Below are 24,336 nucleotides of genomic sequence, written 5' to 3' on the forward strand. Positions count from 1 at the left end.
GAACGCTTTCCCATCAGTCCCGAGCAGCCCGTGCCCAAGACCGCCCCCGATCCCATCGCCGAATTCGCCCCCCGCCTGATCGCCTGGCAGAAGCGCCACGGCCGCCACGACCTGCCCTGGCAGCAGACCCGGGACGCCTATCCCATCTGGCTCTCGGAAATCATGCTGCAGCAGACCCAGGTGACCACGGTGATGCCCTACTACGCCCGCTTCCTGGCCGAGTTCCCGACCCTGGCGGACCTGGCGGCGGCGCCCGTGGAACGGGTGCTGGAGCTGTGGGCCGGCCTGGGCTACTACGCCCGGGCGCGCAACCTGCACGCCTGCGCCGTGCGGGTGATGGCGGAACACGGCGGCCGCTTCCCCCGGGAGCCGGAACGCATCGCCGAACTGCCGGGCATCGGCCGCTCCACGGCGGCGGCCATCGCCGCCTTCGCCTACGGGGTACGGGGCGCCATCCTGGACGGCAACGTCAAGCGGGTGCTGTGCCGCTGTTTCGGCGTCAGCGGCTTTCCCGGCAACCCCAAGGTGGAGAAGGGCCTGTGGCAGCTGGCCGAATCCCTGCTGCCCCACGGCCCGGGCGAGATCGAGATCTACACCCAGGGCATCATGGACCTTGGGGCCAGCCTGTGCAGCCGGGGCAAGCCCAGCTGCGCCATCTGCCCCATGCAGGAAATCTGCGTCGCCCGCCGCGAGGGGCGCCAGGAGGAACTGCCGGAGGCCCGGCCGGGCAAGGTCATCCCGGAGCGCCGGGTGACGGCAGTGATCTTCAGCGACGGCCCGCACCTGCTGCTGCAGCGCCGCCCCCCCAGCGGCATCTGGGGCGGCCTGCTGGCCCTGCCCGAGCTGGCACCGGGGGAAAGCGCGGCCAGCCTGGCCCTCGGCCTGGGCCTGCAACTGCAGGCGGAGCAGGCCCTGCCGCCGATCCGCCACACCTTCACCCACTTCCGCCTGGAACTGACGCCCCTGCTGTGCCAGGTGGCACCGGTAACCACGGCTGGGGAGCCGGGCTGGGAATGGCTGCCCTGGCAGGACATGGCCACGGCGGCCCTGCCGACGCCCCTGCGCAAGCTGCTGCAAGCACCGCTGTTCTAGTCTGGGCGCCGCTTCCCGGCCAGCTCCCGGTCAGCTTTCGTCAGTTCAATCTATTAACTAGTGCATAACGGCGGGGCCTGGGGGCGTGTTAAAAAGCGCCCGGCTTCGCGGTGCAGGGAGGTGTTCATCCGCGAGGCTTTCCAATAACAAACAAGAAGCATCGCCGAGCCTTTCATGAAAAATTTCCCGTTATCCAGGCAGATCCTGGTGGCAGCCGCCATTGCCGTGGCCGTGATGGTTGCCGTATTGAGCAGCGTCGTCACCTACCTGGCCCGCGAGGCCGCCATCAAGCAGACCGAGCAGTCCCTGCAGGAGCAGACTGCCCTCATCGTCACCACCCTGGAATTCGCCCAGGAGACCCTGAAACTGCGGGCCCTGGACAACCTGCGGGTGTTCGAGCGCTCCCTGGACGGACACATCCGGGCCAGCGGCCGCAGCATCGCCACCGGCAAGGAGCAGCTGCCGGAACTGCTGCTGGGCAATACGCCCATCAACGGCAACACCCCCCTGCTGGAGGCCTACCGCAAGGCCAACCCGGGCCGGGAGCCGTCCTTCGTCATCCGCAGCAGCGAGCGCTACTACCGGGGGGCCACCCTGCTCAAGAACGCGGCCGGCGAATCCCGCAACGGTGAGGCCCTCTCCGACAAGGAGGAGTACGTGGCCTACCTCAACCGGGGCGAGCCCTACGCCGGCACCATCCAGCGCAACGGCAAGATGTACGCCCTGGCCGCCATGCCGATCAAGGACGACAGCGGCAAGGTCCTGGGGGGCATCACCCTGCGCCTGGACGCGGAGGACAACATTGCCCTGCTGAAGAAGAAGCTCTTGGGCCTGACGGTGGGCAAGAGCGGCTACCCCTACATCATTTCCCAGCCCTACGGCGACCAGACGGAGAGCGTCTACATCATCCACCCCACCCTGGAAGGCAAGAAGACCGGCGAAGCCGGCCCCATGGCCAAGCACGTCACCGACCTGCTCAACGCCAAGCGCAACGGGGTGGTGGAATACAAGTGGAAGGACAAGGAGGGCCGGGAGCGGGACAAGATCGTGGTGGTCAAGGAACTGCCCGAGCTGCACTGGATCGCCGCCATCGGCTCCTGGACCGACGAATTCACCGAAGACACCCTGGCCCTGCGCAACCAGGTGCTGGCCCTGGCCCTGGTGCTCGGCGTCGCCCTCATGCTGGCCATCGCCCTCCTCGCCCAGCAGCGCCTGAAGCCGGTGACCGCCGTGGTGGAAGCCGCCAACCGCCTGGGCGAAGGCGACCTGTCGGTGCAGCTCCGGGGCGCCGAGGTAAGCCGCAACGAGGTGGATGTGCTGTCCCGCGCCCTGGGCCAGGCGATCACCGCCATCCGTGGCCTGATCGCCAATCTGCAGAGCACCAGCCAGACCCTGAACGGCACCGCCGCCGAAATCTCCGACGCCTCGGGCGAACTCAACGGCGCCACCGCCAGCCAGAGCGAAGCGGCCGCCTCCATGTCGGCTTCCGCCGAGGAGCTTTCCGCCAGCATCCACCTGGTGGCCGAGAGCGCCCAGGCGGCCCTGGCCCTCACCGAAGAGGCACGCCAGGTGGCCGACTCCAGCCTGGGCACGGTCAGCCAGGCGATCAGCGCCATGGGCCAGACCGCCGATGCCGTGCGGCATTCGGCAGAGCAGGTAGGCGAGTTGGGGCGTCGTTCCCAGGAAATCGAGCACGCCCTCTCCGCCATCAAGGGCATCGCCGAACAGACCAACCTGCTGGCCCTCAACGCCGCCATCGAGGCGGCCCGGGCCGGCGAAGCGGGGCGCGGCTTCGCCGTGGTGGCCGACGAGGTGCGCAAGCTGGCGGAACAGTCCGGCCATACCGCCCAGGAAATCTCCAGCATCCTCTCCCAGGTGGGCGTGGGCGTGAACACGGTGCAGGACACCATCGCCCAGGCCGTGACCCGGGCTGCCGACTCGGTCCAGGCCTCCCGCCAGCTGGAGGAGGCCCTGACCCGGGTTTCGCAGCGCTCGGCCCAGGTCAGCAACGCCATCCAGGACATTGCCGGCGCCACCCGGGAACAGTCCGGTGCAGCCCAAAGCATCGCCCGGGAAATCGAGCAGGTGGCCAGCATGGCCGAAGAGACCGGCTATGCCGCCCAGGCCAATCTGGAGCGGGCCGCCAAGCTGGTGGCGGCTGCCGACAATCTGCAACGGGACACCCAGCGCTTCAGCCTCTGAGGCATGTCTGTGCTCCCGACCAAGCCCGGCTCCGGCCGGGCTTTTTTGTACCGGTCCCGGGAACGGCGGCCAACCGGCGGCGCCTGCAACAGCCCCGCCCGGCAAGGCCTGCATTGGTGCGGGATGCCGGCCATTCTTGACAAATCCCAATAGAATCAATATAGTGCGCACATCGCCGCTTCGCGGCGTTATTTTTTTCAGTCGGTCCCTTACCCGCCTCCCCTCTGCTGAGGCGACTGCCCTTCCCTCCAACCGGGCCGACTGCGGAGGCGCTTCTGCCGCCTCCCGATTTCTTGAACCCCACTGTCACCGTATTCGCGTCCCGAGGTTGTCGACGCGGTGGCCACAGGAAAGGAGAGAGAGCGCATGTCTTCCACCTTCTCGCTCAAGTACATGTCCCGGCGCGTCAGTTGCGCCTTCAACCTGCTGCAGGTCTGTCTGGTGGTGGCCGTCCTGGCCCTGCTGGTGACGGCCAGCCCCTTGTTCGCCGAAAACGCACTGAACGGCGCCGAAAACACGGCCGAAACCGAAACCGAGGCCGGCGTTGCCGCCGCCGAGGTGATCCAGGCCCCGGCCCTGGCCGCCGTCGCTCCCGACCCCGCTGCCGACGAGCCCCTCAGCCCCCGCATGCGGGCGGCCCTGGGCTATGTGGCCCAGCGTTACCGGGTTTCCGCCGATGCCCTGCGTCCCATTTTCCACGCCGTGCAGAGCACCAGCCAGGAACTGAGCCTGGACCCCCTGCTGATCGTCGCCGTCATCGGCGTCGAATCCCGTTTCAATCCCTTCTCCCAGAGTGTCATGGGCGCCCAGGGCCTGATGCAGGTGATCCCCCGTTTCCACAAGGACAAGCTGCCGGCCAACGCCGGCAAGGCGCCCCTGCTGGACCCGGTAACCAATGTGCGGGTCGGTTCCCTGGCCCTGGAAGAGGCCATCCGCCGCAACGGCGGCCTCATGGAAGGCCTGCAGCAGTTTGCCGGCGCCACCCGGGACGAGGACCAGACCTACGCCACCAAGGTCCTCTCCGAGAAGCAGCGCCTCGAGGATGCGGCCAACCGCCGCCTCGGCCGCGGCTGAGGCCACGCCGTCCCCACCCCACCGGGCCTGACCTTGCGTCAGGCCTTTTGCATTGGGGCGTGCCTTTCTTCAGGCTCAGGTCGCCGCCGGCCCCTTTTTATCCACCAGGCCGATGCTGAGCCGGGCCAGGCCGATGCCCAGGGCCAGGGTGACGAAGCCGGCGCTCCAGCCGCCGACCCCGTGCCGGCCGAAGGCGTCCAGGGCCATGCCGAAGGCCACCGGGCCGACGAAGCCGCCGGCGAAGCCGATGCAGGCGTAGAGGGCCAGGGCCTTGCCGCGCCGGTCCGGCGGCGTTTCGGTGAGCAGGCCGGCGGTCATGGCGGCCGAATCCAGGTTCATGGTGGCGGCGTAGGCCAGCAGCAGCACCATGGCCCACCAGCCGTGGCCGCCCACATTGCCCATCAGCGCCACCAGCAGGGCCATGGCGGCGGACAGGTTCATCACCCGGCGCAACCAGACGGTGCGGCCCCAGCGATGGGCGCCCTCGTTGCCCAGGATGCTGGCCGGCACGGCGAGGAAGGTGGCCAGGGCGGCGACGATGCCCGGAGCCGCCGTCAGGGCCGAGGGCGTCTGCAGGTGGGACCAGGTGAGGTAGGCCACCAGCCAGGAGCGGAAGCCGAACAGCTCCCAGTTGTGGCCGCAGTAGGCGCCGCAGAAGGCCAGGATGCGCCGGTCCCGCAGCACGCTGCGCCAGCCGCCGTCGCCGCTGCCGGCGGCAGTGGCAGGCAGCTTGGGCGGCAGGGCGAAGGCGATCAGGGCCACGGCGGCAGCCACCGCAGCAGCCGCCAGGGCAAACAGCAGGGGCCAGGGCAGCAGGCGGCCCAGGCCTTCCAGCAGCAGGTAGGAAAGGCCGGCGCCGGTACCGAAGGAAGCGGTGTAGAAGGCCGTGCCCCGGGACTGGAAAGCCACCGGCAGGCGGTCGGTAAGGGCCCGCAGGCCCGGCATGTAGGTGCCGGCCAGGCCGAAGCCGGCCACCAGCCAGCACAGCAGGCCGGGCACGAAGCCCCGGGCGAAAAGGGCGAAGGCGGCCAGGGCCAGGGCGGAGAGGCTGGCCGCCAGGAGGTAGATGCGGCGGGCGTCGTAGCGGTCGGTGAGGCTCACCAGCAGGGGCACGGCGGTGATGTAGCCGAGGAAGAAGACGCCGCCGAGCCAGCCGCCCTCGGTGGCGGAGAGCCCCCATTCGGAGGTGAAGGTGGGCAGCAGGGTCGGCACCAGGGCGAAACCCAGCATGGTGAGTATCTCGGCACCGCAGCAGAGCAGCACCAGACGCCAGGGGAAAGCGGCAGGAACGGTCACGGCGACGACGGGGGCGCCCTAGGACACCAGGCCCTTGGGCGCCAGATACTTGTAGAGGATCTCCAGGCGGGACACCGGGTCTTCCAGTTCCAGCAGCTTCTGCTGGGCCAGGGGCTGCACCGGCATGACCTCGGACAGGCGGTAGCCGACCCAGCTGGCGTCGTCGAAGGCGTGGGGCGGCGGCAGGCGCTCCGGCCCCAGGTCGGCGGCGATCTGTTCCAGCAGGGGCACCAGGGGCGCCAGCCCTTCCGGCACCGGAGTGAAGGGCGCCTCCTCCAGCACTTCCACCCGGGCCCGCAGCAGGCCGTCGGCCTGGGTTTCGCGTTCCAGGATGCGGAAGCGGTGGTCGCCGGCCACGGTGAGATGCAGGATGCCCAGCTGGGGCATGTCCCACTGGCGGATGAAGGCCAGGGTGCCGACCCCGTGGGGCGCCGCCGGGGCGCCCACTTCCTTGCCCTCGGCGATGAGGCAGACGCCGAAGGGCCGTTTGTTCTTCATGCAGTCGCTGGCCATGTCCAGGTAGCGCTGCTCGAACACCTTGAGGGGCAGCACGCCGCCGGGAAACAGCACCGTGTGCAGGGGAAAGAGGGGGATTTCCAGCACCTCGGGGGCAGCCTGGCCGGCGGGTTCCTTGCCCAGCAGTCGTTCCAGCCAGCCCATCAGCCCTCCTCCCCGGCTTCGCCCCAGCGGGCCATGAGCCGGTGCGGCACCGCCAACTGGTCGAGGATGCGGGCGACGACGAAATCCACGATCTCCTGCACGCTCTGCGGGTGATGGTAGAAGCCCGGATTGGGCGGCAGAATCACCGCCCCGGCCCGGGACAGGCGCAGCATGTTCTCCAGGTGGATGGCGGAAAAGGGCGTCTCCCGGGGCACCAGCACCAGGGGCCGGCGCTCCTTCAGCACCACGTCGGCGGCCCGCTCGATGAGGTTGTCCGAGAGGCCCTGGGCGATGGCCGCCAGGGTGCCCATGGAACAGGGGCAGACCACCATGGCGTCCGGCGGATTGGAACCGGAGGCCACCGGGGCAAACCATTCCTCCCGCCCGTACACCTCCAGGCGCCCCGGCAGGTCGGCATGGTGCTGGCGGAAATAGGCCGCCACCTCCTGGGGCCGGGAGGGCAGCTCCAGGTCCATCTCCTGTTTGGCGACGATCTGGGCAGCCTGGGAGTAAAGCAGCTGGACGCGGCAGCCGGCGGCAAGCAGGCATTCCAGCAGGCGCACCCCGTAGGGCAGGCCGGAGGCGCCGGTGAAGGCGAGGCAGACGGTCTTAGACATGGGCGGGCTCCGCGGCGGCCGCTTCGGCCGCCAGGGGGGTGGAGAGGAAACGGGCGGCGATGAGGCCGTTCACCGTGCCGAAGAAAAGGGCGGCGCAGGCGAACAGGGGCGCCAGGAGAAAGACCCCGTCATGGGGGATGAGCCAGGCCCGGGCCAGGAGGATCTGCCCGGCCATGTGGGCGAAGGCGGCAATCACCGACAGGCTGACCGGGCCGAACCAGCGCCCCGGCAGGTGCCGCGCCGCCCCCAGGGCCAGCAGGCTGAACAGGGCGCCGGTGGCGGAAAGGAAGAAGCCGGGGGCCAGGAACTGGCCCAGCAGCAGGCTGCCGGCCAGCACCCGCAGGCCCGTCACCCAGGCAGCAGCCCGCCAGCCGCAGCGGGCCAGGACGATGAGGGTGACGATGTTGGCCAGCCCCGGCTTGACCCCGGGCAGGGGCGTGGGAATGGCGGCGTCGATGAGGGAGAGGCCGATGGCCGCCGCCGCCAGGCGGGCGATGCGGTGGTCCTCGGCGCTGAGGGGAATGCGCAGCACCCGGCGGCGGTCCGCGTCAGTAGCTGAGGGAGTCATAGGCGGAAGTGCGGCCGGCGATCTGCAGGCTGACGTGGTTGGGGGCGCAGATGGCGATCTCGCCGGGACGGGCCAGCCAGCCCTGGCGCACGCAGTACTGGCGCGGCCCGGGGTCGGCGGCGACGCGGGCCCGGCCGGGCTCCACGGCAATGACGGTACGGCCCAGGGGGCCGGGCACTTCCAGGGTGCGGCGCTGTTTCAAATCCACTTCGGCAAAGACCTGGCCGCCGCTGCGCACCACCGCCTTTTCCGCCGCCCCGCCCTGCCAGGCCAGGGGAAAGAGGCCGGCGCAGAGCATGGCCCCCAGGCCCAGGGTAAGCCAGTCGCCGGGACGCAGCAGGTGGCGCCATTCCTGCCAGCGCTGGCCCAGGGAGGGAGCGGCCGCCGCCGCCGGCTCACTTGGCGGCATCGGACAACTGCCGGTGACGCAGCAACACCCGCAGGCCGTCGTTGCCGCCCTCGTCTTCGCCGTCGCGGAACTGACGGGCCAGCCACTCGGCCAGGTACACGGAGCGGTGCTGGCCACCGGTGCAGCCCACGGCCACCGTCAGATAGCTGCGGCTGTCGCGCACATAGCTGGGCAGCCACTGGGAAACGAAATGGAAGATGTCCGCCGCCATGCGGCCCACGTCCTCCTGGGCTTCCAGGTAGTCGATCACCGGCTGGTCGCGGCCGGTGAGGGGGCGCAGGTCCGGGTCGTAATGGGGATTGGGCAGGCAGCGCACGTCGAAGACCAGGTCCGCGTCCAGGGGAATGCCGTGCTTGAAGCCGAAGGACTGGAACAGCAGGGTCAGGCCGTGGCTGGCGTCGGCGGCGATGAACTGGCGCACCCAGTCGCGCAGGGTGGCGGCCTTGAGGTCGCTGGTGTCGATGTGGTGGCCGAGCAGGGCGATCTCTTCCAGCAGCTCCCGCTCCTCCCGGATGGCCTCCACCAGGGTGCGGGACTCGGTGGCCAGGGGATGGCGGCGGCGGGTCTCGGAGAAGCGCTTGAGCAGGGTCTCGTCCTTGGCGTCGAGGAAGAGGAAGCGCAGCTCCACCTTGGCCTTGAGGCTATCCAGCAGCCGCGGCAGCTCCCGGATGCCGGCGCCGCCGCGCACGTCCATGGCCACCCCGACCTTGCTGTAGCCCTGGGCGGAAAGGGAGTCGATGAGCTGGGGCAGCAGCTCCGAGGGCAGGTTGTCCACGCAGTAGTAGCCGCCGTCTTCGAGGACGTTGAGGGCGATGGACTTGCCGGAGCCGGAGAGGCCGGAGATGAGGACCAGATGCATGGGGTGGAGAGCAGTCGGAAGGCGGATGGATAAAGGGCGGGCCGGCGCGGGCGCCCGGTCCCCGGAGCATAGCGGCGGGGGCTTTCGCGATCAAGCCGGGGCGGCATACACTGTTGGGCCCCGGTTCGATCACCGACCGTCACGCAAGTTCATCGCCATGCACCTGCTCAGCATTCCCTTCCTGCCCGAACTGACCGCCCTGCGCCGGGACATCCACGCCCATCCGGAACTGGCTTTCGACGAGAGCCGCACCGCCGACATCGTGGCCCGGGAACTGGAACGCTACGGTATCGAGGTGCACCGGGGCATCGCCAGAACCGGCGTGGTCGGCGTCCTCAGGAACGGCAGCTCCAAGCGCGCCATCGGCCTGCGCGCCGACATGGACGCCCTGCCCCTGGAGGAGAAAAACGAATTCCCCCACCGCTCCCGCCATGAAGGGAAGATGCACGCCTGCGGCCACGACGGCCACACCGCCCTGCTCCTGGGGGCAGCCCGCTGGCTGGCGGAGCAGCGCAACTTCGACGGCACCGTGGTCTTCATCTTCCAGCCCGCCGAGGAGTCGGAAGGCGGCGCCGCCGTCATGATCGAGGACGGCCTGTTCGAGAAATTCCCGGTGGATGCGGTGTACGGCCTGCACAACTGGCCCGGCATTCCCCTGGGGGAGATGGCCATCATGCCCGGCCCGGTGATGGCCGGCACCTGCGCCTTCGAGATCGCCATCCGCGGCCACGGCTGCCACGCCGCCATGCCCCACCAGGGGGTGGACCCCATCGTCGCCGGCAGCCAGCTGGTGCAGGCCCTGCAGACCGTGGTCAGCCGCACCCTGCATCCCTGTGAATCGGCGGTGGTCTCGGTCACCCAGTTCCACGCCGGCTCGGCCTGGAACATCATTCCCGACGACGCCATCCTGCGCGGCACCATCCGCACCTTCAAGCCGGAAGTGCAGGAAACCGTGGAGCGGGCCATCGAGCGCCTGGTCAGCGGCGTCGCCGCCGCCACCGGGGCCCAGATCGGCGTCACCTTCGACCACCGCTATCCGCCCACGGTCAATTCCGGCCCCGAAACCGAAGTCTGCCGCCACGCAGCCCGGGCCGTGCTGGGCCACGAGCGGGTCATCACCGACGCCCTGCCCTCCATGGGCGCCGAAGACTTCGCCTACATGCTGCGGGAAAAGCCCGGCTGCTACGTCTGGCTGGGCAACGGCCCGGGCACCGGCGGCTGCACCCTGCACAACCCCCACTACGACTTCAACGACGAGGCCCTGGCGGTGGGTATTTCCTACTGGGTCAGCCTGGCCGAGACCGCCCTCAAGCCGGTCTAGGCCGCCGCCCCGTCCTGGCCGGCGCGGAAGACCACGTAACGTTCGCTGATGAACTGTTCGAGGGCCCCGGTCAGATCATTGCCGGACAGGCCGGATGCCAGTTCCCGGGCCCGGGCGACAAACTCATCCTGAGCGATGCCGGCCCCCTCGGCCAGTTGCAGCCACAGGGAACGCTGGGGCGTCACCGCCTCCGTCACTTCGGGCATTTCCAGTCCTTCCTGCTGCCAGCGGGTCTTCCAGCCGGCCATGGGGTCCCAGACCCGGGGCGTGTCGTCCCCGGCCGCCGGCTCCGCTTGCGGCTGATCCGCCATCAAGACACCCATGGCTCGGGAAATGTCCAGTTCGCGCTGGGCGTCGGCTTCGGTCATGGGCGCCTTCCAGCCGTCGATCTGGACCTTCATCGACAGATTGAGCAGGCGGTTGAAGCGGGCCTGCTTTTCCGGGTCCGGATTGTTGTGCCCGATTTCCTTCATCTCCTGGCGGAACTGCTGCAACAGGGCCTCGTTCTCCGGCAGCAGGGGCAGGTTGGCGACGCTGTCCGGCAGATAACTACCGCCGGAGGCCGGCTGACGCTGCTCCAGCCGGGCCCGGGCTTCGGCCATGATGTCCTCGGGAAAGTCCCGGCTCATCCAGTAGTCCGCATCCGGCAGCTTCAGACCCTGGCCGGCGTCATTTCTTGCCACCTCCCGGGCGGCGCTGGAAATGGTGACGCTGGCACTGGCCGCCGCTGCCGCCGGGGTGGAGGCGGCCTCTGCGGTATCCCGCTGGCGGCCCAGGGCTGCGGCGGAAATACGGCTAATGCCGGCATAGCCGCTGACTGCGGCAAGGGCAGAGGTGGTGCTCATCGATCGTCTCCTGGCGGCGCGGCAAAGTCTGCCGCGGGGTGGCTCATGCCCAGCTTCCATGCAGAAGCCATGCCAGAAAGGTAAAGTTAGGTTAACGCGCCACCAGCCAACCCTCTTCCTCCTGCAGCACGCCGGCCCGCAGCAGGTCGGCGGTGAGCCACTCCGCCGTTTCCTCCTCGTCCATGGCCAGGTAGCGGGCGGCCACGGAGCGGGGGAAGCTGAGGCTGGCGATGAGGCCCGGCAGTTCGCGGCGCTGTACCCGGCGCTTTTCCAGCAGGTAGAAGACCAGCATCACCTTGAGAGCGTGACGGGCCAGGCGTTCGATGGAACTCTCGAAGCCGGCCAGGCGGGAATAGGCCCGCTCGAAGCTTTCGCCGATGTCGGCAAAGGGGGCGCCGTGGCCGGGAATGACCGCCCGGATGGGCAGGGCGGCCAGCATGTCCAGGGTCTGGCGGGTGGTGCGCAGGCCGTCGCCTCCCAGCAGTTCGGCGAAGATGACGCCAAAGCCGTCCTGCCACAGGGCGTCGCCGGAGATGAGGATGCCCTGGTCGGCATTGAAATAGGCCAGGGCGTCCATGTCGTGGCCGGGCACGGCCAGGGCCTGCCATTCCAGGCCGCCCAGGGTCAGCCGGTCGCCGGCGGCCAGAGTGGCATCGTGCTGGAAGCGGGCCGCCTGCTGGCCCAGGGGCGAGAGCAGCAGGGCCTCCTCGTCCCACTCGGCGATGGTCGCCGCCATGCCGGCGGGCACCAGCACCCGGCAGCCGGTGGCGTGCTTGAGGGCGGCATTGCCGCCGATGTGGTCGGAGTGGGAGTGGGTGTTGATGAGGCGGGTCAGGCGGCGGCCGTCCAGGGCCTTTTCCACCAGGGCCAGAGTCTGGGCGGCGTGGGTGACGTAGCCGCTGTCCACCAGGGCCGCTTCTTCATCCTCGATGCAGAGGACGTTGTTGGAGGAGAGCCAGCCCCGCTCCAGCACCAGCAGGGAAGCGGGCAGTCGGGGCGGCGGCGCCACGGATCGGGAGGATGCCATCAGTCGCTGCCCGGGCCGAGTTCGGCCTGCACATTGGCCGGCAGGGGCGCCTCCGGCTCAGCCGGCGGCAACGGCTGGGGGACCGGCACCGGCTCCCCGTCGCCGAAAATCTCGGCCTCGCTGCGGCCGCAGCCGATGCAGTAGCCGTCCTCCATGGTGCAGATACCGATGCAGGGATTGTCCTGTTCGCTCATGGCAGGCTCACTGATGGCCGCTGCCGGCGGCAGCAGCTGGGGATTCCTGAGCCTGCCGGCGCGCTTCCACCGCGGCCAGCACGGCCAGGCGCGCTTCGTCCGCAGCGCCGGCCCAGGCGGCGATTTCCTCCAAGGTGCGCAGGCAGCCCCGGCACAGGCCGGAGGCGGCATCCATCTGGCAGATGTTGATGCAGGGTGAGGCAACGGCCATGACAGTCTCGTCCGACAAAAAAGGGGCCGGGGTAGACCCGGCCCGCTACGGGGAGTTCCGTTTCAGCCGGCGCACTTGGCCAGCAGGGCCCGGGCGGCCTTGGAGGCGGACTCCCGCCCCAGGTGGGCGGAAATGAAGGCGCCGGCTTCCACCAGCCGCTGCAGGTCGATGCCGGTGCTGATGCCCAGGCCCTCAAGCAGATAGACCACGTCTTCCGTGGCCACGTTCCCCGAGGCGCCCTTGGCGTAGGGGCAGCCGCCCAGGCCGGCGACGGAGGCGTCGAACACCGCCAGGCCCATCTGCAGGGAAGCGTAGATATTGGCCACGGCCATGCCGTAGGTGTCGTGGTAGTGGCCGGCAAGCTTGTCCATGGGCACGTGGCGGGCGCAGGCCTCCAGCAGGCGGGAAACGCTGGCCGGATTGCCGACGCCGATGGTGTCGCCCAGGGAGACTTCGTAGCAGCCCATGTCGTAGAGGATCTTCGCCACTTCGGCGGCCTTCTCCGGCGCCACGGCGCCCTCGTAGGGACAGCCGACGACACAGGAGACGTAGCCCCGCACCTTGATCTCCAGGGCCGAGGCGGCGGACACGATGGGCTCGAAGCGCTTCAGGCTTTCGGCGATGGAGCAGTTGATGTTCTTCTGGGAAAAGGCCTCGGAGGCGGCACCGAAGATGGCCACCTCGGTGGCCCCGGCCTCCACCGCCGAGTCGAAGCCCTTCAGGTTGGGGGTCAGCACCGGGTAGGCGACCCCGGGCTGCTGGCGGATGCCGCGCAGCACCTCGCTGTTGTCCCCCATCTGGGGCACCCACTTGGGGGAGACGAAGGAGGTGGCCTCCACCGCCGGCAGGCCGGCGGCGGCCAGGCGTTCGATCAGTTCGATCTTCACCGCCGTGGGCACCACCTGCTTTTCATTCTGCAGGCCGTCCCGGGGGCCGACCTCGACGATCTTGACGTGGGTGGGTAGGGGCATGGTCAGTCTCCGCTAGGGTCAGGCCGGCTGGGGCGAAAGGAAGGCCTCGCCGGAATCGCCCCTGGGTCGCCGCTCCAGCAGGCCGCCAGCCGTGGTGGCCGGCAGGGGACGATGGAAGTAATAGCCCTGGTAGGCGGTACAGCCCAGGGCGGTGAGGAATTCGAGCTGTTCCCGGGTCTCCACCCCTTCGGCCACGGTGGCGCAGCCCAGCACCCGGGACAGGGACAGGATGGATTTGACGATCAGGGCCTTCTTCTCCTGGCCGGGCAGGTCGGCGATGAAGGAGCGGTCGATCTTGATGGCGGAGACGGGGAACTCGTTGAGCTTGGAGAGGGAGGAATAGCCGGTGCCGAAGTCGTCGATGAGCAGGGCGAAGCCCCGCTCCCGCAGGGCCTGGGCATTCTCCACCGCCAGCCGTTCGTCGCGGATGAGGCCGGTCTCGGTGATCTCGATCTCCACCAGGGCCGGCGGAATGTGGTGCCGGGCCAGGGTCTCCCCCAGGCGGTGCACGATGTCGGGACGGACGATGTCCAGGGCCGACAGGTTGATGGCCACCGGCAGCAGGCGGCAGCCTTCGCCCTGCCAGCGCTGGAGCTGGCGGCACACCTGCTCCAGGACGAAATCGGTGAGGCGGTGCATGAGGCCGGTGCGCTCCGCCAGGGGAATGAACTCCGCCGGGCTCACCGCCCCCAGGCGCGGATGCTGCCAGCGCAGCAGGGCCTCGAAGCCCAGCACTTTGCCGTCGGCCAGGCACTTGGGCTGGTACACCAGCTCCAGGCCGCTGTCGTCCAGTTCCCGCAGGGCCAGTTCCATGTCCAGCTGGCGGTGGTGGCGCTGCTCCATTTCCTGATCCAGCACCGCGACGCTGCCTTCGGGCAGGTTGCGCGCCAGCTCCAGGGCCGTCTGCACCCGCTGCAGGGCCTCGTCCGCCCCCTCATCCAGCCGCGCCGCGGTGACGCCCACGGCCACCGGCACCGGCACCGCCAGGCCGCTGTCGGGCAGGGCCAGCTCCCGGGGCAGTTGCTGCAGCAGGCCCCGGGCCCGGGCTTCGGGCGCCTCCCCCGGCTCCAGGGGCAGCAGCAGGGCGAAGGTCACCCCGGCGGTGCGGGCCAGGAAGGCGTCGGCCGGCAGGTGCTCCGCCAGGGCCTGGCCGTAGGCCCGCAGCAGGGCGTCGCCGATGGCCGGACCGAGGCGGTCGTTCACCGCCCGCAGATTGGTCAGGCGCAGGTTGAGCAGCGCCCAGGCCCGCTCCTCCCCCGCCTGGCCCAGTTCCTCGAAACGCTGGCGCAGGTATTGCCGGTTGGGCAGGCCGGTGAGGGTGTCGTGCAGTTCCAGGTAGGAGGCGTTGGCGGCGCTGCGGGCCAGGGCCAGCTTGGCTTCCCGCAGGGGGGTGTCGTCCCGCAGGATAACCAGGAAATTGCCGTCGTGCTCCAGGCGCCGGGGCTGCACCGTGACCCAGCGCAGCTGGCCGTCGGGGCGCCGCACCTGGCGCTCGCCCCCCAGCTCTTCCGGCTTGCGGCCCCAGATACCCAGGTAGCGCTGCATGTTCTGCCCCTCTTCCAGCTGCTCGCTGCTCACCCCCAGGAGCTGGGCCGCCTGGGTGTTGGCCTTGATGATGTGGCCGCCGCGGCCGCAGATGAGCAGGGCCATGCCGGAGTGGTCGAACATGTCGCGGAAGACGCTGTTACTGCGGGACAGCCGCTGGTTGCTCACCGCCAGCTGCACGCCGCGGAATTCCAGAGCCTGGAGGGCGCGGAAGACGGCCAGGGGCACGCACAGGTTGAAGAAGAGGAAGACCAGGGTCTGGATGTAGGCGTGGCTCTCGGGCAGGGTGATGGAGTACTGGGGTCCCAGGGGATTGAGCAGGGGCTGGTTGCGCAGCAGCACCGCGAAGAGCAGGGTGTTGAGCAGCATCATGAGCACGGCCGAGCGCATGCCGAAGAACAGGCGGGCCACCAGGGGCGCGCTGTAGGCGAAGATGATGCCGAGCTTGGCTATCTCGAAAACGTCGACGAAGAAGAGGATGTGCAGGCTGGCGGCATAGATGGTGAGCAGCAGGAAGCCGGCACCCAGGCGCACGTTGCGCAGGGCGGCGTAGATGGCCGCGGCCAGCAGCAGGTAGAAGCCGGTGACGATGACGGGGATGTGGTACAGCCCGAGGCCGATGGCCTGCCAGGAACTGTGGGCCGCCACCAGGAACTCGAGGCAGATGCCGGAGATGAGGATGATGCGCAGCGCACTCTGTCGCCACACCGGCTCGCCCAGTTCGGGCGCTTCCGGCTCGTGGAGGAGGAACAGTCTGGCAAGTTTTTTCAGCATGGTGGCGGCATACCTGAGGAAACCTGAACGGCTCAAGGGGCGGGCGGACCAGGGCCCCGTTCCTGGGGTGCAAAACCGGCGAAGACTATCCGCCATCATAGCAGCCCCGGGACGCGCGCCAAGCCTTATTGTTGCGGCACTATCCCCGGAGAATGGCTACTGTCGCCGATCTCCGGGGCATGCTCCGTTCAGGCCGCCGCTTCCGGCGCGAAATCCACCAGCTCGGCCCCGTCGGCCACCTGCTCGCCAACGGCATAGCGGAAGCCCTTGAGATTGCCCTGCTTCGGTGCCGTGATGGTGTGCTCCATTTTCATGGCCTCCAGGATCAGCAGGGGCGTTCCCTTTGCCACCGGCCCCGGCTGGGCCAGCAGGGCCACCACCTTGCCCGGCATGGGGGCGGTGAGGCCGCCGCCCTGGGCGCCACCGGCTTCCACCAGGTGCAGGGGATCGTGGCGCTCAATGACGTAGGTGCCGCTGTTGAGGAAGACGTGGCGTTTCTCAGCCACGGCCACCACGCTGGCCATCAGGCGCCGGTCTTCCAGCTCCACCGCCAGCCGGTCGTGGGCCAGCAGGCGGCCCCGGGCCAGCAGCGTGTCGTTGCGCAGGGTCAGCTGCCAGTCCTCGCCGGCATAGGCCACGCCCACGTCCACCTGGGTCTCGCCGACCCGGAAGCTGACGGTGCGGCGGGCGGCAATGTTCATGCGCCAGCCGTCGCGCCGGTTCCACGGCGACCAGGGGTCGCCGCTGCGCCGACCCTGCTGGGCCGCCTGTTCCCGCTCCCGCAGCAGCTCGGCCACGGTGGCGGTGAGGATGACGTCCCGCGGCACTTCCGGGCTCTCGGGAAAGAGGAAGTCCTGCTGCCGCTCGATCAGGCCCGTGTCCAGGTCGGCGCCGGCGAAGGCGGGGCAGGACACCAGGCGGGAGAGGAAGTCGATGTTGGTGGTGACACCCACCACCCGGTAGTCGGCCAGGGCCTGGCGCATGCGGGCCAGGGCGGCCTCCCGGTCCTCGTCCCAGACGATCAGCTTGGCGATCATGGGGTCGTAGTGGGGCGTGATCTCGTCGCCCTCCTCGACGCCGGTGTCCACCCGCACATTGAGGCCCTCGGCCGGCGGCACCAGGTGCAGCAGGCGGCCGGTGGAGGGAAGGAAGCCCTTGCCCGCGTCCTCGGCGTAAATGCGGGCCTCCAGGGCATGGCCGCGGATCTGCAGCTGCTCCTGGCGCAGCGGCAGGGCTTCGCCGGCGGCGACCCGCAGCTGCCATTCCACCAGGTCCTGGCCGGTGATCATTTCGGTGACGGGGTGCTCCACCTGCAGGCGGGTGTTCATCTCCATGAAGTAGAAGGAGCCGTCCTGGTTGGCGATGAATTCCACGGTGCCGGCACCGACGTAGCCGACGGCCTTGGCGGCGGCCACCGCGGCCTCGCCCATCTGGCGGCGGCGCTCCGGCGTCATGCCCGGCGCCGGTGCCTCCTCCAGCACCTTCTGGTGGCGGCGCTGCACCGAGCAGTCCCGCTCGAAGAGATAGACGCAGTTGCCCTGGCTGTCGCCGAAGACCTGGATTTCGATGTGGCGCGGCCGGGTGATGTACTTCTCCACCAGCACCTGGTCGCTGCCGAAGGAGGAACGGGCCTCCCGCTGGCAGGAGGCCAGGGCGGCGATAAAGTCCTCGCCCTTGTCCACCAGGCGCATGCCCTTGCCGCCACCGCCGGCGGCGGCCTTGATCAGCACCGGGTAGCCGATGGCGTCGGCCTGCTGCTTGAGGAATTCCGGCTCCTGGTTGTCGCCGTGGTAGCCCGGGGTGAGGGGCACGGCGGCTTTTTCCATGAGGGCCTTGGCGGCGCTCTTGGAGCCCATGGCGCGGATGGCCGAGGCGGGCGGGCCGATGAAGACGACGCCGGCGGCGGCACAGGCCTCGGCAAAATCGGCGTTCTCGGAGAGGAAGCCGTAGCCCGGGTGGATGGCCTGGGCGCCGGTGCGCCGGGCGGCGTCGAGAATCTTCTCGGCCACCAGGTAGGATTCCCGCGCCGCGGCCGGGCCCAGCAGCACCGCCTCGTCGGCCAGGCGCACATGGCGGGCGTTGGCATCGGCCTCGGAATAGACGGCCACGGTGCGGATGCCCAGACGGCGGGCGGTCTTGATGACGCGGCAAGCGATCTCGCCGCGGTTGGCAATCAGGATCTTGCTGAACATCTTGTCTCCTCCGGGCCCCCGTCTAGGCGCGGGGGCTTGGGCATGTTGGGGTGGGGTGCGGCTTCAGTCGGTGATCCAGTGGGGCTTGCGCTTCTCCAGGAAGGCGGCGATGCCTTCCCGGCCTTCCGCCGAGGCCCGCATGGCGGTGATGCGCCGGGCGGTGTCGGCGATCACGGCATCGTCGATGGGCTGGTTGGCCACGGCCCGGATCAGCTCCTTGCTCGCGGCCTGGGCGGCGGGGCCGTTCTTCAGCAGCTTGTCCACGATCTCGCCCACGGCCTCGTCCAGTTGCTCCTCGCTCGGCACGATCTCGTGCAGTAGCCCCAGGCGGTAGCCTTCGGCGGCGGAAAAACGTTCGGCGGTGAGGAAGTAGCGGCGGCACTGGCGCTCGCCCAGGGCGGCGATGACGTAGGGGCTGATGACGGCGGGGATGAGGCCCAGCTTCACTTCCGTCAGGGCGAACATGGCGTCGTAGCTGGCCACCGCCACGTCGCAGGCGGCCACCAGGCCCACTCCGCCGCCGTAGGCGGGGCCCTGGACCCGGGCCACGGTGGGCTTGGCCAGGGTGTTGAGGGTGCGCAGCAGTTCCGCCAGATTGCCGGCGTCGGCCAGGTTCTGCTCCGGGGTGTAGCCGGCGGCCCGCTTCATCCAGTTGAGGTCGGCCCCGGCACAGAAGCTCTTGCCGGTGGCGGAGAGCACCACCACCCGCACCGCCGGGTCGGCTTCCAGCTGTTTCAGGCCGGCGGTGATTTCCGCCATCAGGGTCTCGTCGAAGGCGTTGTGGCGGTCCGGCTTGTTGAGGGTGAGGATGCCGACGGGGCCGTCCACTTCGATGAGGATGGAGCTGAAGGTCATGGTCATGTTCTCCCTGTGCGTTACATGCGGAATACGCCGAACCGGGTCTCTTCCGCCGGCGCATTCATGGCCGCCGAGAGCCCCAGGCCCAGCACCCGGCGGGTGTCCGCCGGATCGATGATTCCATCATCCCACAGGCGGGCGCTGGCGTAGTAGGGATGGCCCTGGGTCTCGTACTGTTCGCGGATGGGTCGGCGGAATTCCTCTTCCTCCTCGACACTCCAGGTCTTGCCCCCGGCTTCGAGACCATCCCGCTTCACGGTAGCCAGCACGCTGGAGGCCTGCTCGCCGCCCATCACCGAGATGCGGGAATTGGGCCACATCCACAGGAAGCGGGGCGAGTAGGCACGGCCGCACATGCCGTAGTTGCCGGCGCCAAACGACCCGCCGATGACCACGGTGAACTTGGGCACCTTGGCGGTGGCCACGGCGGTCACCATCTTGGCCCCGTCCCGGGCGATGCCGCCGTTTTCGTACTTGCGCCCCACCATGAAGCCGGTGATGTTCTGCAGGAACACCAGGGGGATGTTGCGCTGGGCGCACAGCTCGATGAAGTGGGCGGCCTTGAGGGCCGATTCGGAAAAGAGGATGCCGTTGTTGGCGACGATGCCCACCGGGTAACCCCAGATGCGGGCGAAGCCGCAGACGATGGTGGTGCCGTAGCGGGCCTTGAATTCGTCGAAGTCGGAACCGTCCACGATGCGGGCGATGATCTCGCGCACATCAAAGGGCTTCTTGGTGTCGGTGGGGATCACCCCGTAGAGTTCCTCGGCGGCGTAGAGGGGCTCCGCCGGCTCGCAGAGGCTGACCGAGGGCTGCTTCTGCCAGTTGAGGTTCTTGACGATGCGCCGGGCGATGGCCAGGGCGTGCTGGTCGTTCTCGGCGTAATGGTCGGCGACGCCGGAGACGCGGGTATGCACGTCGGCCCCGCCCAGATCCTCCGCCGTCACCACCTCGCCGGTGGCGGCCTTCACCAGGGGCGGACCGCCGAGGAAGATGGTGCCCTGCTCCTTGACGATGATGGACTCGTCGGACATGGCCGGCACGTAGGCGCCGCCGGCGGTGCAGGAGCCCATCACGGCGGCGATCTGGGGAATGCCCTGGGCCGAGAGATTGGCCTGGTTGAAGAAGATGCGGCCGAAGTGCTCCTTGTCCGGGAAGACCTCGTCCTGCATGGGCAGGAAGGCGCCGCCCGAATCCACCAAGTAGATGCAGGGCAGGCGGTTCTCCAGGGCGATCTCCTGGGCCCGCAGGTGCTTCTTCACGGTCATGGGGTAGTAGGTGCCGCCCTTCACCGTGGCGTCGTTGGCGACGATCATGCACTCCACGCCATTGACCCGGCCGATGCCAGCGATCACCGAGGCAGCCGGCACATCGCCGCCGTACATGCCGTGGGCCGCCAGCTGGCCGATCTCCAGGAAGGGAGTGCCCGGGTCCAGCAGGGCGCTGACCCGCTCCCGGGGCAGCAGCTTGCCCCGGGCGATGTGCTTCTGCCGCGCCGCCTCCGGCCCGCCCAGGGCGATGCGGGCCATCTGCTGGCGCAGGTCCGCCACCAGCCCCGCCATGGCATCGGCGTTGTGCTGGAAGTCCTCGGACCGGGGATTGAGTTGGGTTTTTAGTATGGTCATGTCTCCTCGCTTCTTATAGTTCGGGGTGGATGCGGACAAGTTGCAGCCCCGGCCAGGAGACAGCCTCCGCTCCATTTCGGCACGGCCCCGACAAGGCGGCCGGCAGGGAAAGGGCGCGGAGCAGGCTCATGGCTAGAGCTGACCTTCCTTTTCCACCCACTTGATGACGCTGGGGGGTTCATAGGCGGCCATGCGCTTGAGCAGGACGGCGGGATCGGTATCGGCCAGCAGCAGGTTGCGATGCACTTCCCGCACGAAACCCTCGTCCCGGGCCCGGTCGCACAGGGCCAGCAGCGGCGCGTAATAGCCCGCAACGTCGAGGATGGCGGCGGGCTTGCCGTGGAAGCCGAGCTGGGCCCAGGTGAGGATTTCGCACAACTCCTCGAAGGTGCCGAAGCCGCCGGGCAGGGCGATGAAGCCGTCGGCCAGCTCGGCCATGCGGGCCTTGCGGGTGTGCATGGAATCCACCACCTCCAGGCGCGTCAGCCCCGGATGGCCGACCTCCTTGTCCATCAGGGACTGGGGAATAACGCCGGTGACGCTGCCACCGGCGGCCATGCAGGCATCGGCCACGGCGCCCATGAGACCCACGTTGCCGCCGCCGTAGACCAGTTCAATACCCTCCCGGGCCAGCAGGGTGCCAAGGCCTTCGGCGGCCTGGCGGTATTCGGGACGGTTGCCGAAGCTGGAACCGCAAAAGACGCAAATTCGTTTCATGTACTTTCCACCTTGGATGAAGCCAAAGCGGGCAAGCATAGCGCGAGGCGGCAGGTAGGGGCCATGGCGGAAGCAGTTGCCGGGGGGTAGAAAGTCATGACGGACACGACCAATGCTCAGAAGGCGCCGTGGGCCAGCCAGCGTTCGATCTGGGGCAGGCGGTCGGCGCCCCAGAAGGGCTCGCCGTCGATGAAGATGAAGGGGGCGCCGAAGACGCCGCGGGCGATGGCGGCATCGCACTCCTGGCGCAGCCGGGCCTTCATTTCCTCGCTCTGGATGGCGGCAGCCAGGGCCGCCGGATCGGCGCCGGCCTGCACGGCCAGCTCGGTCACCACGGCCATGTCGGAAATGTCCCGGTCGTGCACGAATAGGGCGCGGAAGACGGCATGGGCAAAGGCCCGGGCCTGGGCACAGTCCTGCTGGTGCAGCCAGTAGTAGGCCCGCGCCGCAGCCTGGGTAGGCAGGGGGAACTTGCTGGGAAAGCGGAAAGGCAGGCCGAGGTAGCGGGCCGAGCGGTCGAAGTCCCGCCGGGAATAGTCGCCCTTGAGGGGAATCTCGGTCAGGGGGGCGCTGCCGGTGGCCCTGAAGACCACACCGAGCAGAATGGGCCGCCATTTGACCTGGCGCCCGTACCGGGCAGCGAGAGCGTCGATCTGCTCGCTGGCCAGGTAGGCGTAGGGAGAGGAGAAGTCGAAGTAGAACTCCAAAGGCTCGGCCATGGCCATGCTCCTGTTGTTGCTCCGCGGGGTTGGGGTGCGGGGCGCCGTCGTTATTGTAGGCTGGCGCCCCGGTGTTGCCGGTACTGCTTACTCCTGGGCGATGCTGCGGCCGATCACCAGACGCTGGATGTCATTGGCGCCTTCGTAGATCTGGCTGATGCGCACGTCGCGGTAGATGCGCTCCACCGGGAAGTCGCTGGTGTAGCCGACGCCGCCGTGGATCTGGATGGCGTCGGAAGCGATCTTCTCGGCAGCCTCGGAGGCGAACATCTTGGCCATGGAGGCTTCCTTGAGGCAGGGCTTGCCCGCATCCTTCAACGCGGCGGCGCGCCACACCATGAGGCGGGCGGCGTCGAGCAGGGTGTTCATGTCGGCCAGGCGGAAATTGACGGCCTGGTGCTCGATGATGGGCTGGCCGAAGGTGACCCGCTCCTTGGCGTAGCGCACGGCGGCCTCGAAGGCGGCCCGGGCCATGCCGATGGACTGGGCGGCGATGCCGATGCGGCCGGCTTCCAGGTTGGAGAGGGCGATCTTGTAGCCCTCGCCTTCCTTGCCCAGCAGGGCGGAGGCGGGCACACGGCAATCCTCGAAAATGATCTGCACGGTGTCGGAGGCATGCTGGCCCATCTTCTCCTCGGTGCGGCCGACGATGAAGCCCTTGGTGTCGGTGGGCACCAGGAAGCAGGAGATGCCCTTCTTGCCGGCGGCCTTGTCGGTGACGGCGAAAACGATGGCCATGTGGGCGTGCTTGCCGGTGGTGATGAACTGCTTGACGCCGTTCAGCACGAAATGGTCGCCGTCCCGGTCGGCCCGGGTGGTGATGGCGGCCGCATCGGAGCCGGTGTGGGGTTCGGTCAGGCAGAAGCAGCCCAGCTTCTCGCCCCGGGCCAGGGGCTTGAGCCATTCTTCCTTCTGCTGGTCGGTGCCGTACTTCTGGGTGATACCGCAGGCCAGGGAGTTCTGCACCGAGACGATGGTGGAGGTGGCGCCGTCGCCGGCGGCGATTTCTTCCAGGGTCAGCACCAGGCTCATGTAGTCCATGCCGGCACCGCCCCACTCTTCGGGCACGCACATGCCCATGGCACCCAGCTCGCCCAGTTCCTTCAGGGCTTCGGCGGGGAAGGTGTGGTTCTTGTCCCATTCGGCGGCGAAGGGGGCCAGACGCTCCTGCGCGAAGGCGCGCATGGAGTCGCGGATCATTTCCTGTTCCTGCGTCAGAATCATTTGCTACTACTCCGTCTTGTCGTTTTCGGCGCGGCGCCCGTCCGGGGCGCCGCGGTTTGCATCAATGGGACAGGCTGGGCCCGTCTCAGAACATTTCCACGCCAACGGCCACGGCTTCGCCGCCGCCGATGCACAGGGAGGCGACGCCCTTCTTCTTGCCGTACTGCTTCAGGGCGCCGATCAGGGTCACCAGGATGCGGGCGCCGGAAGCACCGATGGGGTGGCCCAGGGCGCAGGCGCCGCCGTGCACGTTCACCTTGGCCGGGTCCAGCTTGAGGTCCTTGATGGCGGCCATGGTGACCACGGCGAAGGCTTCGTTGATTTCCCACAGGTCCACGTCGGCCACGTTCCAGCCGGTCTTCTGCATCAGCTTTTCCATGGCGAAGACGGGGGCGGTGGTGAACAGGTTGGGTTCCTGGGCGTGGGTGGTGTGACCGACGATCTTGGCGATGGGGGCAAGGCCCAGGACCTTGGCCTTGGATTCCTTCATCAGCACCAGGGCGGCGGCGCCGTCGGAGATGGAGGAGGAGTTGGCGGCGGTGACGGTGCCATCCTTCTTGAAGGCGGGCTTCAGGGCGGGGATCTTTTCGATCTGGGCCTTCAGGGGCTGCTCGTCCTGGTCCACCACCACATCGCCCTTCTTGCCGGCGATGGTGACGGGAGCGATTTCCCACTTGAACAGACCTTCCTTGATGGCCTTCTGGGCGCGCACGGTGGACTGGATGGCCCACTCGTCCTGGGCTTCGCGGGTGAAGCCGTAGGACTCGGCGCATTCCTCGGCGAAGGTGCCCATCAGGCGGCCCTTCTGGTAGGCATCCTCGAGGCCGTCGAAGAACATGTGGTCCAGCAGCTGGCCGTGGCCCAGGCGATAGCCGCCGCGGGCCTTGGGCAGCAGGTAGGGGGCGTTGGACATGGATTCCTGGCCGCCGGCGACGCCGATCTCGTAGGAGCCGGCCAGCAGGCTGTCGTGCACCATCATCACGGACTTGAGGGCGGAGCCGCACACCTTGTGGATGGTGGTGCAGCCGGCGGAGAGGGGCAGACCGGCGCCCAGGGCGGCCTGGCGGGCCGGGGCCTGGCCGACGCCGGCTTGCAGCACGTTGCCGAACACCACCTCTTCCACCTGTTCCGGCTTGATGCCGGCCCGTTCGACGGCGGCCTTGATGGCCGTGGCGCCGAGCTGGGGTGCGGTCAGGCTGTTGAAGTCGCCCTGGAAGCCACCCATGGGGGTGCGGGCAACGGAAACGATGACGATGGGGTCAGACATAGTGCTCTCCTAGGTTAAAGAATCTCCGACCGCCCGCCTGGCACCGCCAGGCCGACGGCCGGATTCAGT

The 24,336-nt window shown here is 68.8% G+C and carries 23 protein-coding genes; 4 read left to right on the top strand and 19 right to left on the bottom strand.

From position 1 onward, the window contains the following. Window positions 1–30 precede the first annotated feature (30 nt). The 3 genes from mutY (at window position 31) to ACLSSQ_RS17215 (ending at window position 4,368) form a co-directional block, all read left to right on the top strand. A complete protein-coding gene (gene mutY / locus ACLSSQ_RS17205) occupies window positions 31–1,092 on the top strand; it encodes an A/G-specific adenine glycosylase (RefSeq protein WP_416243352.1) in 1,062 nt (353 codons plus the stop codon). A gap of 174 nt (window positions 1,093–1,266) precedes the next feature. Next, the gene (locus ACLSSQ_RS17210) at window positions 1,267–3,294 is read left to right on the top strand and encodes a methyl-accepting chemotaxis protein (RefSeq protein WP_416243353.1); all 2,028 of its coding nucleotides are present in this window, start codon (window positions 1,267–1,269) and stop codon (window positions 3,292–3,294) included. A 366-nt stretch (window positions 3,295–3,660) separates the two neighbouring features. Beyond that, window positions 3,661–4,368: a transglycosylase SLT domain-containing protein gene (locus tag ACLSSQ_RS17215; protein ID WP_152090281.1), complete on the top strand. Its 708-nt coding sequence runs from the start codon at window positions 3,661–3,663 to the stop codon at window positions 4,366–4,368. 75 nt (window positions 4,369–4,443) lie between these two features. On the opposite strand, the gene ACLSSQ_RS17220 is transcribed toward ACLSSQ_RS17215, so the two are convergent. Genes ACLSSQ_RS17220 through rapZ form a run of 6 tightly spaced genes read right to left on the bottom strand, consistent with a single transcriptional unit; the run spans window position 4,444 to window position 8,777 of the window. Continuing rightward, window positions 4,444–5,664, bottom strand: a complete 1,221-nt coding sequence (locus ACLSSQ_RS17220) for an MFS transporter (RefSeq protein WP_416243354.1) — start codon at window positions 5,662–5,664, stop codon at window positions 4,444–4,446. An 18-nt stretch (window positions 5,665–5,682) separates the two neighbouring features. Further along, entirely contained in the window at window positions 5,683–6,324 is a 642-nt protein-coding gene (locus ACLSSQ_RS17225) for an LON peptidase substrate-binding domain-containing protein (protein WP_130459520.1), read from the bottom strand. Continuing rightward, window positions 6,324–6,941 (bottom strand): flavin prenyltransferase UbiX, encoded by a 618-nt coding sequence (locus ACLSSQ_RS17230; protein WP_416243355.1) that lies wholly within the window; start codon window positions 6,939–6,941, stop codon window positions 6,324–6,326. The genes ACLSSQ_RS17225 and ACLSSQ_RS17230 overlap by 1 nt, the downstream gene beginning before the upstream one ends. Next, complete coding sequence (locus tag ACLSSQ_RS17235; protein ID WP_416243356.1) at window positions 6,934–7,509, bottom strand: Gx transporter family protein; 576 nt, start codon at window positions 7,507–7,509, stop codon at window positions 6,934–6,936. Before ACLSSQ_RS17235 ends, ACLSSQ_RS17230 begins: the two co-directional genes overlap by 8 nt. Continuing rightward, window positions 7,490–7,918 carry a NusG domain II-containing protein gene (locus ACLSSQ_RS17240; RefSeq protein ID WP_416243357.1) on the bottom strand — a complete coding sequence of 143 codons (429 nt, stop codon included), beginning with the start codon at window positions 7,916–7,918 and terminating at the stop codon, window positions 7,490–7,492. Before ACLSSQ_RS17240 ends, ACLSSQ_RS17235 begins: the two co-directional genes overlap by 20 nt. After that, complete coding sequence (gene rapZ / locus ACLSSQ_RS17245; protein WP_014236096.1) at window positions 7,905–8,777, bottom strand: RNase adapter RapZ; 873 nt, start codon at window positions 8,775–8,777, stop codon at window positions 7,905–7,907. Before rapZ ends, ACLSSQ_RS17240 begins: the two co-directional genes overlap by 14 nt. Window positions 8,778–8,934: 157 nt before the next feature. Here rapZ and ACLSSQ_RS17250 point away from each other — a divergent pair, with 157 nt between their 5' ends. Further along, window positions 8,935–10,098 carry a M20 aminoacylase family protein gene (locus ACLSSQ_RS17250; protein WP_014236095.1) on the top strand — a complete coding sequence of 388 codons (1,164 nt, stop codon included), beginning with the start codon at window positions 8,935–8,937 and terminating at the stop codon, window positions 10,096–10,098. On the opposite strand, the gene ACLSSQ_RS17255 is transcribed toward ACLSSQ_RS17250, so the two are convergent. From ACLSSQ_RS17255 to ACLSSQ_RS17315, 13 genes are all read right to left on the bottom strand, one after another. Continuing rightward, window positions 10,095–10,943, bottom strand: coding sequence for a hypothetical protein (locus ACLSSQ_RS17255; RefSeq protein WP_416243358.1), 849 nt, complete (start codon window positions 10,941–10,943; stop codon window positions 10,095–10,097). The two genes, ACLSSQ_RS17250 and ACLSSQ_RS17255, sit on opposite strands and share 4 nt — an antisense overlap. Before the next feature lie 91 nt (window positions 10,944–11,034). Further along, the gene (locus ACLSSQ_RS17260; protein WP_014236093.1) at window positions 11,035–11,970 is read right to left on the bottom strand and encodes an MBL fold metallo-hydrolase; all 936 of its coding nucleotides are present in this window, start codon (window positions 11,968–11,970) and stop codon (window positions 11,035–11,037) included. Beyond that, entirely contained in the window at window positions 11,970–12,164 is a 195-nt protein-coding gene (locus ACLSSQ_RS17265) for a DUF1289 domain-containing protein (protein WP_130459526.1), read from the bottom strand. The genes ACLSSQ_RS17260 and ACLSSQ_RS17265 overlap by 1 nt, the downstream gene beginning before the upstream one ends. Before the next feature lie 7 nt (window positions 12,165–12,171). Beyond that, complete coding sequence (locus ACLSSQ_RS17270) at window positions 12,172–12,375, bottom strand: DUF1289 domain-containing protein (protein WP_416243359.1); 204 nt, start codon at window positions 12,373–12,375, stop codon at window positions 12,172–12,174. A 62-nt stretch (window positions 12,376–12,437) separates the two neighbouring features. After that, on the bottom strand, window positions 12,438–13,346 hold the full coding sequence (locus tag ACLSSQ_RS17275) for a hydroxymethylglutaryl-CoA lyase (protein WP_416243360.1): 909 nt from the start codon (window positions 13,344–13,346) through the stop codon (window positions 12,438–12,440). Between the two features lie 18 nt (window positions 13,347–13,364). Next, window positions 13,365–15,665, bottom strand: coding sequence for a putative bifunctional diguanylate cyclase/phosphodiesterase (locus ACLSSQ_RS17280; RefSeq protein WP_416243361.1), 2,301 nt, complete (start codon window positions 15,663–15,665; stop codon window positions 13,365–13,367). A gap of 188 nt (window positions 15,666–15,853) precedes the next feature. Beyond that, complete coding sequence (locus ACLSSQ_RS17285; protein WP_416243362.1) at window positions 15,854–17,857, bottom strand: acetyl/propionyl/methylcrotonyl-CoA carboxylase subunit alpha; 2,004 nt, start codon at window positions 17,855–17,857, stop codon at window positions 15,854–15,856. Window positions 17,858–17,920: 63 nt separating this feature from the next. Then, window positions 17,921–18,712: an enoyl-CoA hydratase/isomerase family protein gene (locus ACLSSQ_RS17290; RefSeq protein ID WP_014236087.1), complete on the bottom strand. Its 792-nt coding sequence runs from the start codon at window positions 18,710–18,712 to the stop codon at window positions 17,921–17,923. Window positions 18,713–18,732: 20 nt separating this feature from the next. Beyond that, window positions 18,733–20,340, bottom strand: a complete 1,608-nt coding sequence (locus ACLSSQ_RS17295) for a carboxyl transferase domain-containing protein (RefSeq protein ID WP_416243363.1) — start codon at window positions 20,338–20,340, stop codon at window positions 18,733–18,735. 132 nt (window positions 20,341–20,472) lie between these two features. Next, window positions 20,473–21,057 (bottom strand): TIGR00730 family Rossman fold protein, encoded by a 585-nt coding sequence (locus tag ACLSSQ_RS17300; RefSeq protein ID WP_416243364.1) that lies wholly within the window; start codon window positions 21,055–21,057, stop codon window positions 20,473–20,475. A gap of 116 nt (window positions 21,058–21,173) precedes the next feature. Beyond that, the gene (locus ACLSSQ_RS17305) at window positions 21,174–21,776 is read right to left on the bottom strand and encodes a 2-hydroxychromene-2-carboxylate isomerase (protein WP_416243365.1); all 603 of its coding nucleotides are present in this window, start codon (window positions 21,774–21,776) and stop codon (window positions 21,174–21,176) included. An 87-nt stretch (window positions 21,777–21,863) separates the two neighbouring features. Next, window positions 21,864–23,000, bottom strand: a complete 1,137-nt coding sequence (locus ACLSSQ_RS17310; RefSeq protein ID WP_014236083.1) for an acyl-CoA dehydrogenase — start codon at window positions 22,998–23,000, stop codon at window positions 21,864–21,866. An 85-nt stretch (window positions 23,001–23,085) separates the two neighbouring features. Next, window positions 23,086–24,267: an acetyl-CoA C-acetyltransferase gene (locus ACLSSQ_RS17315; protein WP_014236082.1), complete on the bottom strand. Its 1,182-nt coding sequence runs from the start codon at window positions 24,265–24,267 to the stop codon at window positions 23,086–23,088. Window positions 24,268–24,336: the final 69 nt, after the last annotated feature.

Origin of the sequence: Azospira sp. APE16, assembly GCF_047901315.1 — a bacterium.
GTDB lineage: Bacteria > Pseudomonadota > Gammaproteobacteria > Burkholderiales > Rhodocyclaceae > Azospira > Azospira oryzae.

What these genes read in the sequence shown, in the direction of transcription:
- rapZ (WP_014236096.1), bottom strand. Translation starts at nt 8,777, where the DNA reads ATGCATCTGGTCCTCATCTCCGGCCTCTCCGGCTCCGGCAAGTCCATC.
- ACLSSQ_RS17300 (WP_416243364.1), bottom strand. Translation starts at nt 21,057, where the DNA reads ATGAAACGAATTTGCGTCTTTTGCGGTTCCAGCTTCGGCAACCGTCCC.
- ACLSSQ_RS17285 (WP_416243362.1), bottom strand. Translation starts at nt 17,857, where the DNA reads ATGTTCAGCAAGATCCTGATTGCCAACCGCGGCGAGATCGCTTGCCGC.
- ACLSSQ_RS17295 (WP_416243363.1), bottom strand. Translation starts at nt 20,340, where the DNA reads ATGACCATACTAAAAACCCAACTCAATCCCCGGTCCGAGGACTTCCAG.
- ACLSSQ_RS17235 (WP_416243356.1), bottom strand. Translation starts at nt 7,509, where the DNA reads ATGACTCCCTCAGCTACTGACGCGGACCGCCGCCGGGTGCTGCGCATT.
- ACLSSQ_RS17230 (WP_416243355.1), bottom strand. Translation starts at nt 6,941, where the DNA reads ATGTCTAAGACCGTCTGCCTCGCCTTCACCGGCGCCTCCGGCCTGCCC.
- ACLSSQ_RS17215 (WP_152090281.1), top strand. Translation starts at nt 3,661, where the DNA reads ATGTCTTCCACCTTCTCGCTCAAGTACATGTCCCGGCGCGTCAGTTGC.
- ACLSSQ_RS17265 (WP_130459526.1), bottom strand. Translation starts at nt 12,164, where the DNA reads ATGAGCGAACAGGACAATCCCTGCATCGGTATCTGCACCATGGAGGAC.
- ACLSSQ_RS17310 (WP_014236083.1), bottom strand. Translation starts at nt 23,000, where the DNA reads ATGATTCTGACGCAGGAACAGGAAATGATCCGCGACTCCATGCGCGCC.
- ACLSSQ_RS17250 (WP_014236095.1), top strand. Translation starts at nt 8,935, where the DNA reads ATGCACCTGCTCAGCATTCCCTTCCTGCCCGAACTGACCGCCCTGCGC.
- ACLSSQ_RS17210 (WP_416243353.1), top strand. Translation starts at nt 1,267, where the DNA reads ATGAAAAATTTCCCGTTATCCAGGCAGATCCTGGTGGCAGCCGCCATT.
- ACLSSQ_RS17275 (WP_416243360.1), bottom strand. Translation starts at nt 13,346, where the DNA reads ATGCCCCTACCCACCCACGTCAAGATCGTCGAGGTCGGCCCCCGGGAC.
- ACLSSQ_RS17240 (WP_416243357.1), bottom strand. Translation starts at nt 7,918, where the DNA reads ATGCCGCCAAGTGAGCCGGCGGCGGCGGCCGCTCCCTCCCTGGGCCAG.
- ACLSSQ_RS17225 (WP_130459520.1), bottom strand. Translation starts at nt 6,324, where the DNA reads ATGGGCTGGCTGGAACGACTGCTGGGCAAGGAACCCGCCGGCCAGGCT.
- ACLSSQ_RS17280 (WP_416243361.1), bottom strand. Translation starts at nt 15,665, where the DNA reads ATGCTGAAAAAACTTGCCAGACTGTTCCTCCTCCACGAGCCGGAAGCG.
- ACLSSQ_RS17305 (WP_416243365.1), bottom strand. Translation starts at nt 21,776, where the DNA reads ATGGCCGAGCCTTTGGAGTTCTACTTCGACTTCTCCTCTCCCTACGCC.
- ACLSSQ_RS17255 (WP_416243358.1), bottom strand. Translation starts at nt 10,943, where the DNA reads ATGAGCACCACCTCTGCCCTTGCCGCAGTCAGCGGCTATGCCGGCATT.
- ACLSSQ_RS17290 (WP_014236087.1), bottom strand. Translation starts at nt 18,712, where the DNA reads ATGACCTTCAGCTCCATCCTCATCGAAGTGGACGGCCCCGTCGGCATC.
- ACLSSQ_RS17260 (WP_014236093.1), bottom strand. Translation starts at nt 11,970, where the DNA reads ATGGCATCCTCCCGATCCGTGGCGCCGCCGCCCCGACTGCCCGCTTCC.
- ACLSSQ_RS17315 (WP_014236082.1), bottom strand. Translation starts at nt 24,267, where the DNA reads ATGTCTGACCCCATCGTCATCGTTTCCGTTGCCCGCACCCCCATGGGT.
- ACLSSQ_RS17270 (WP_416243359.1), bottom strand. Translation starts at nt 12,375, where the DNA reads ATGGCCGTTGCCTCACCCTGCATCAACATCTGCCAGATGGATGCCGCC.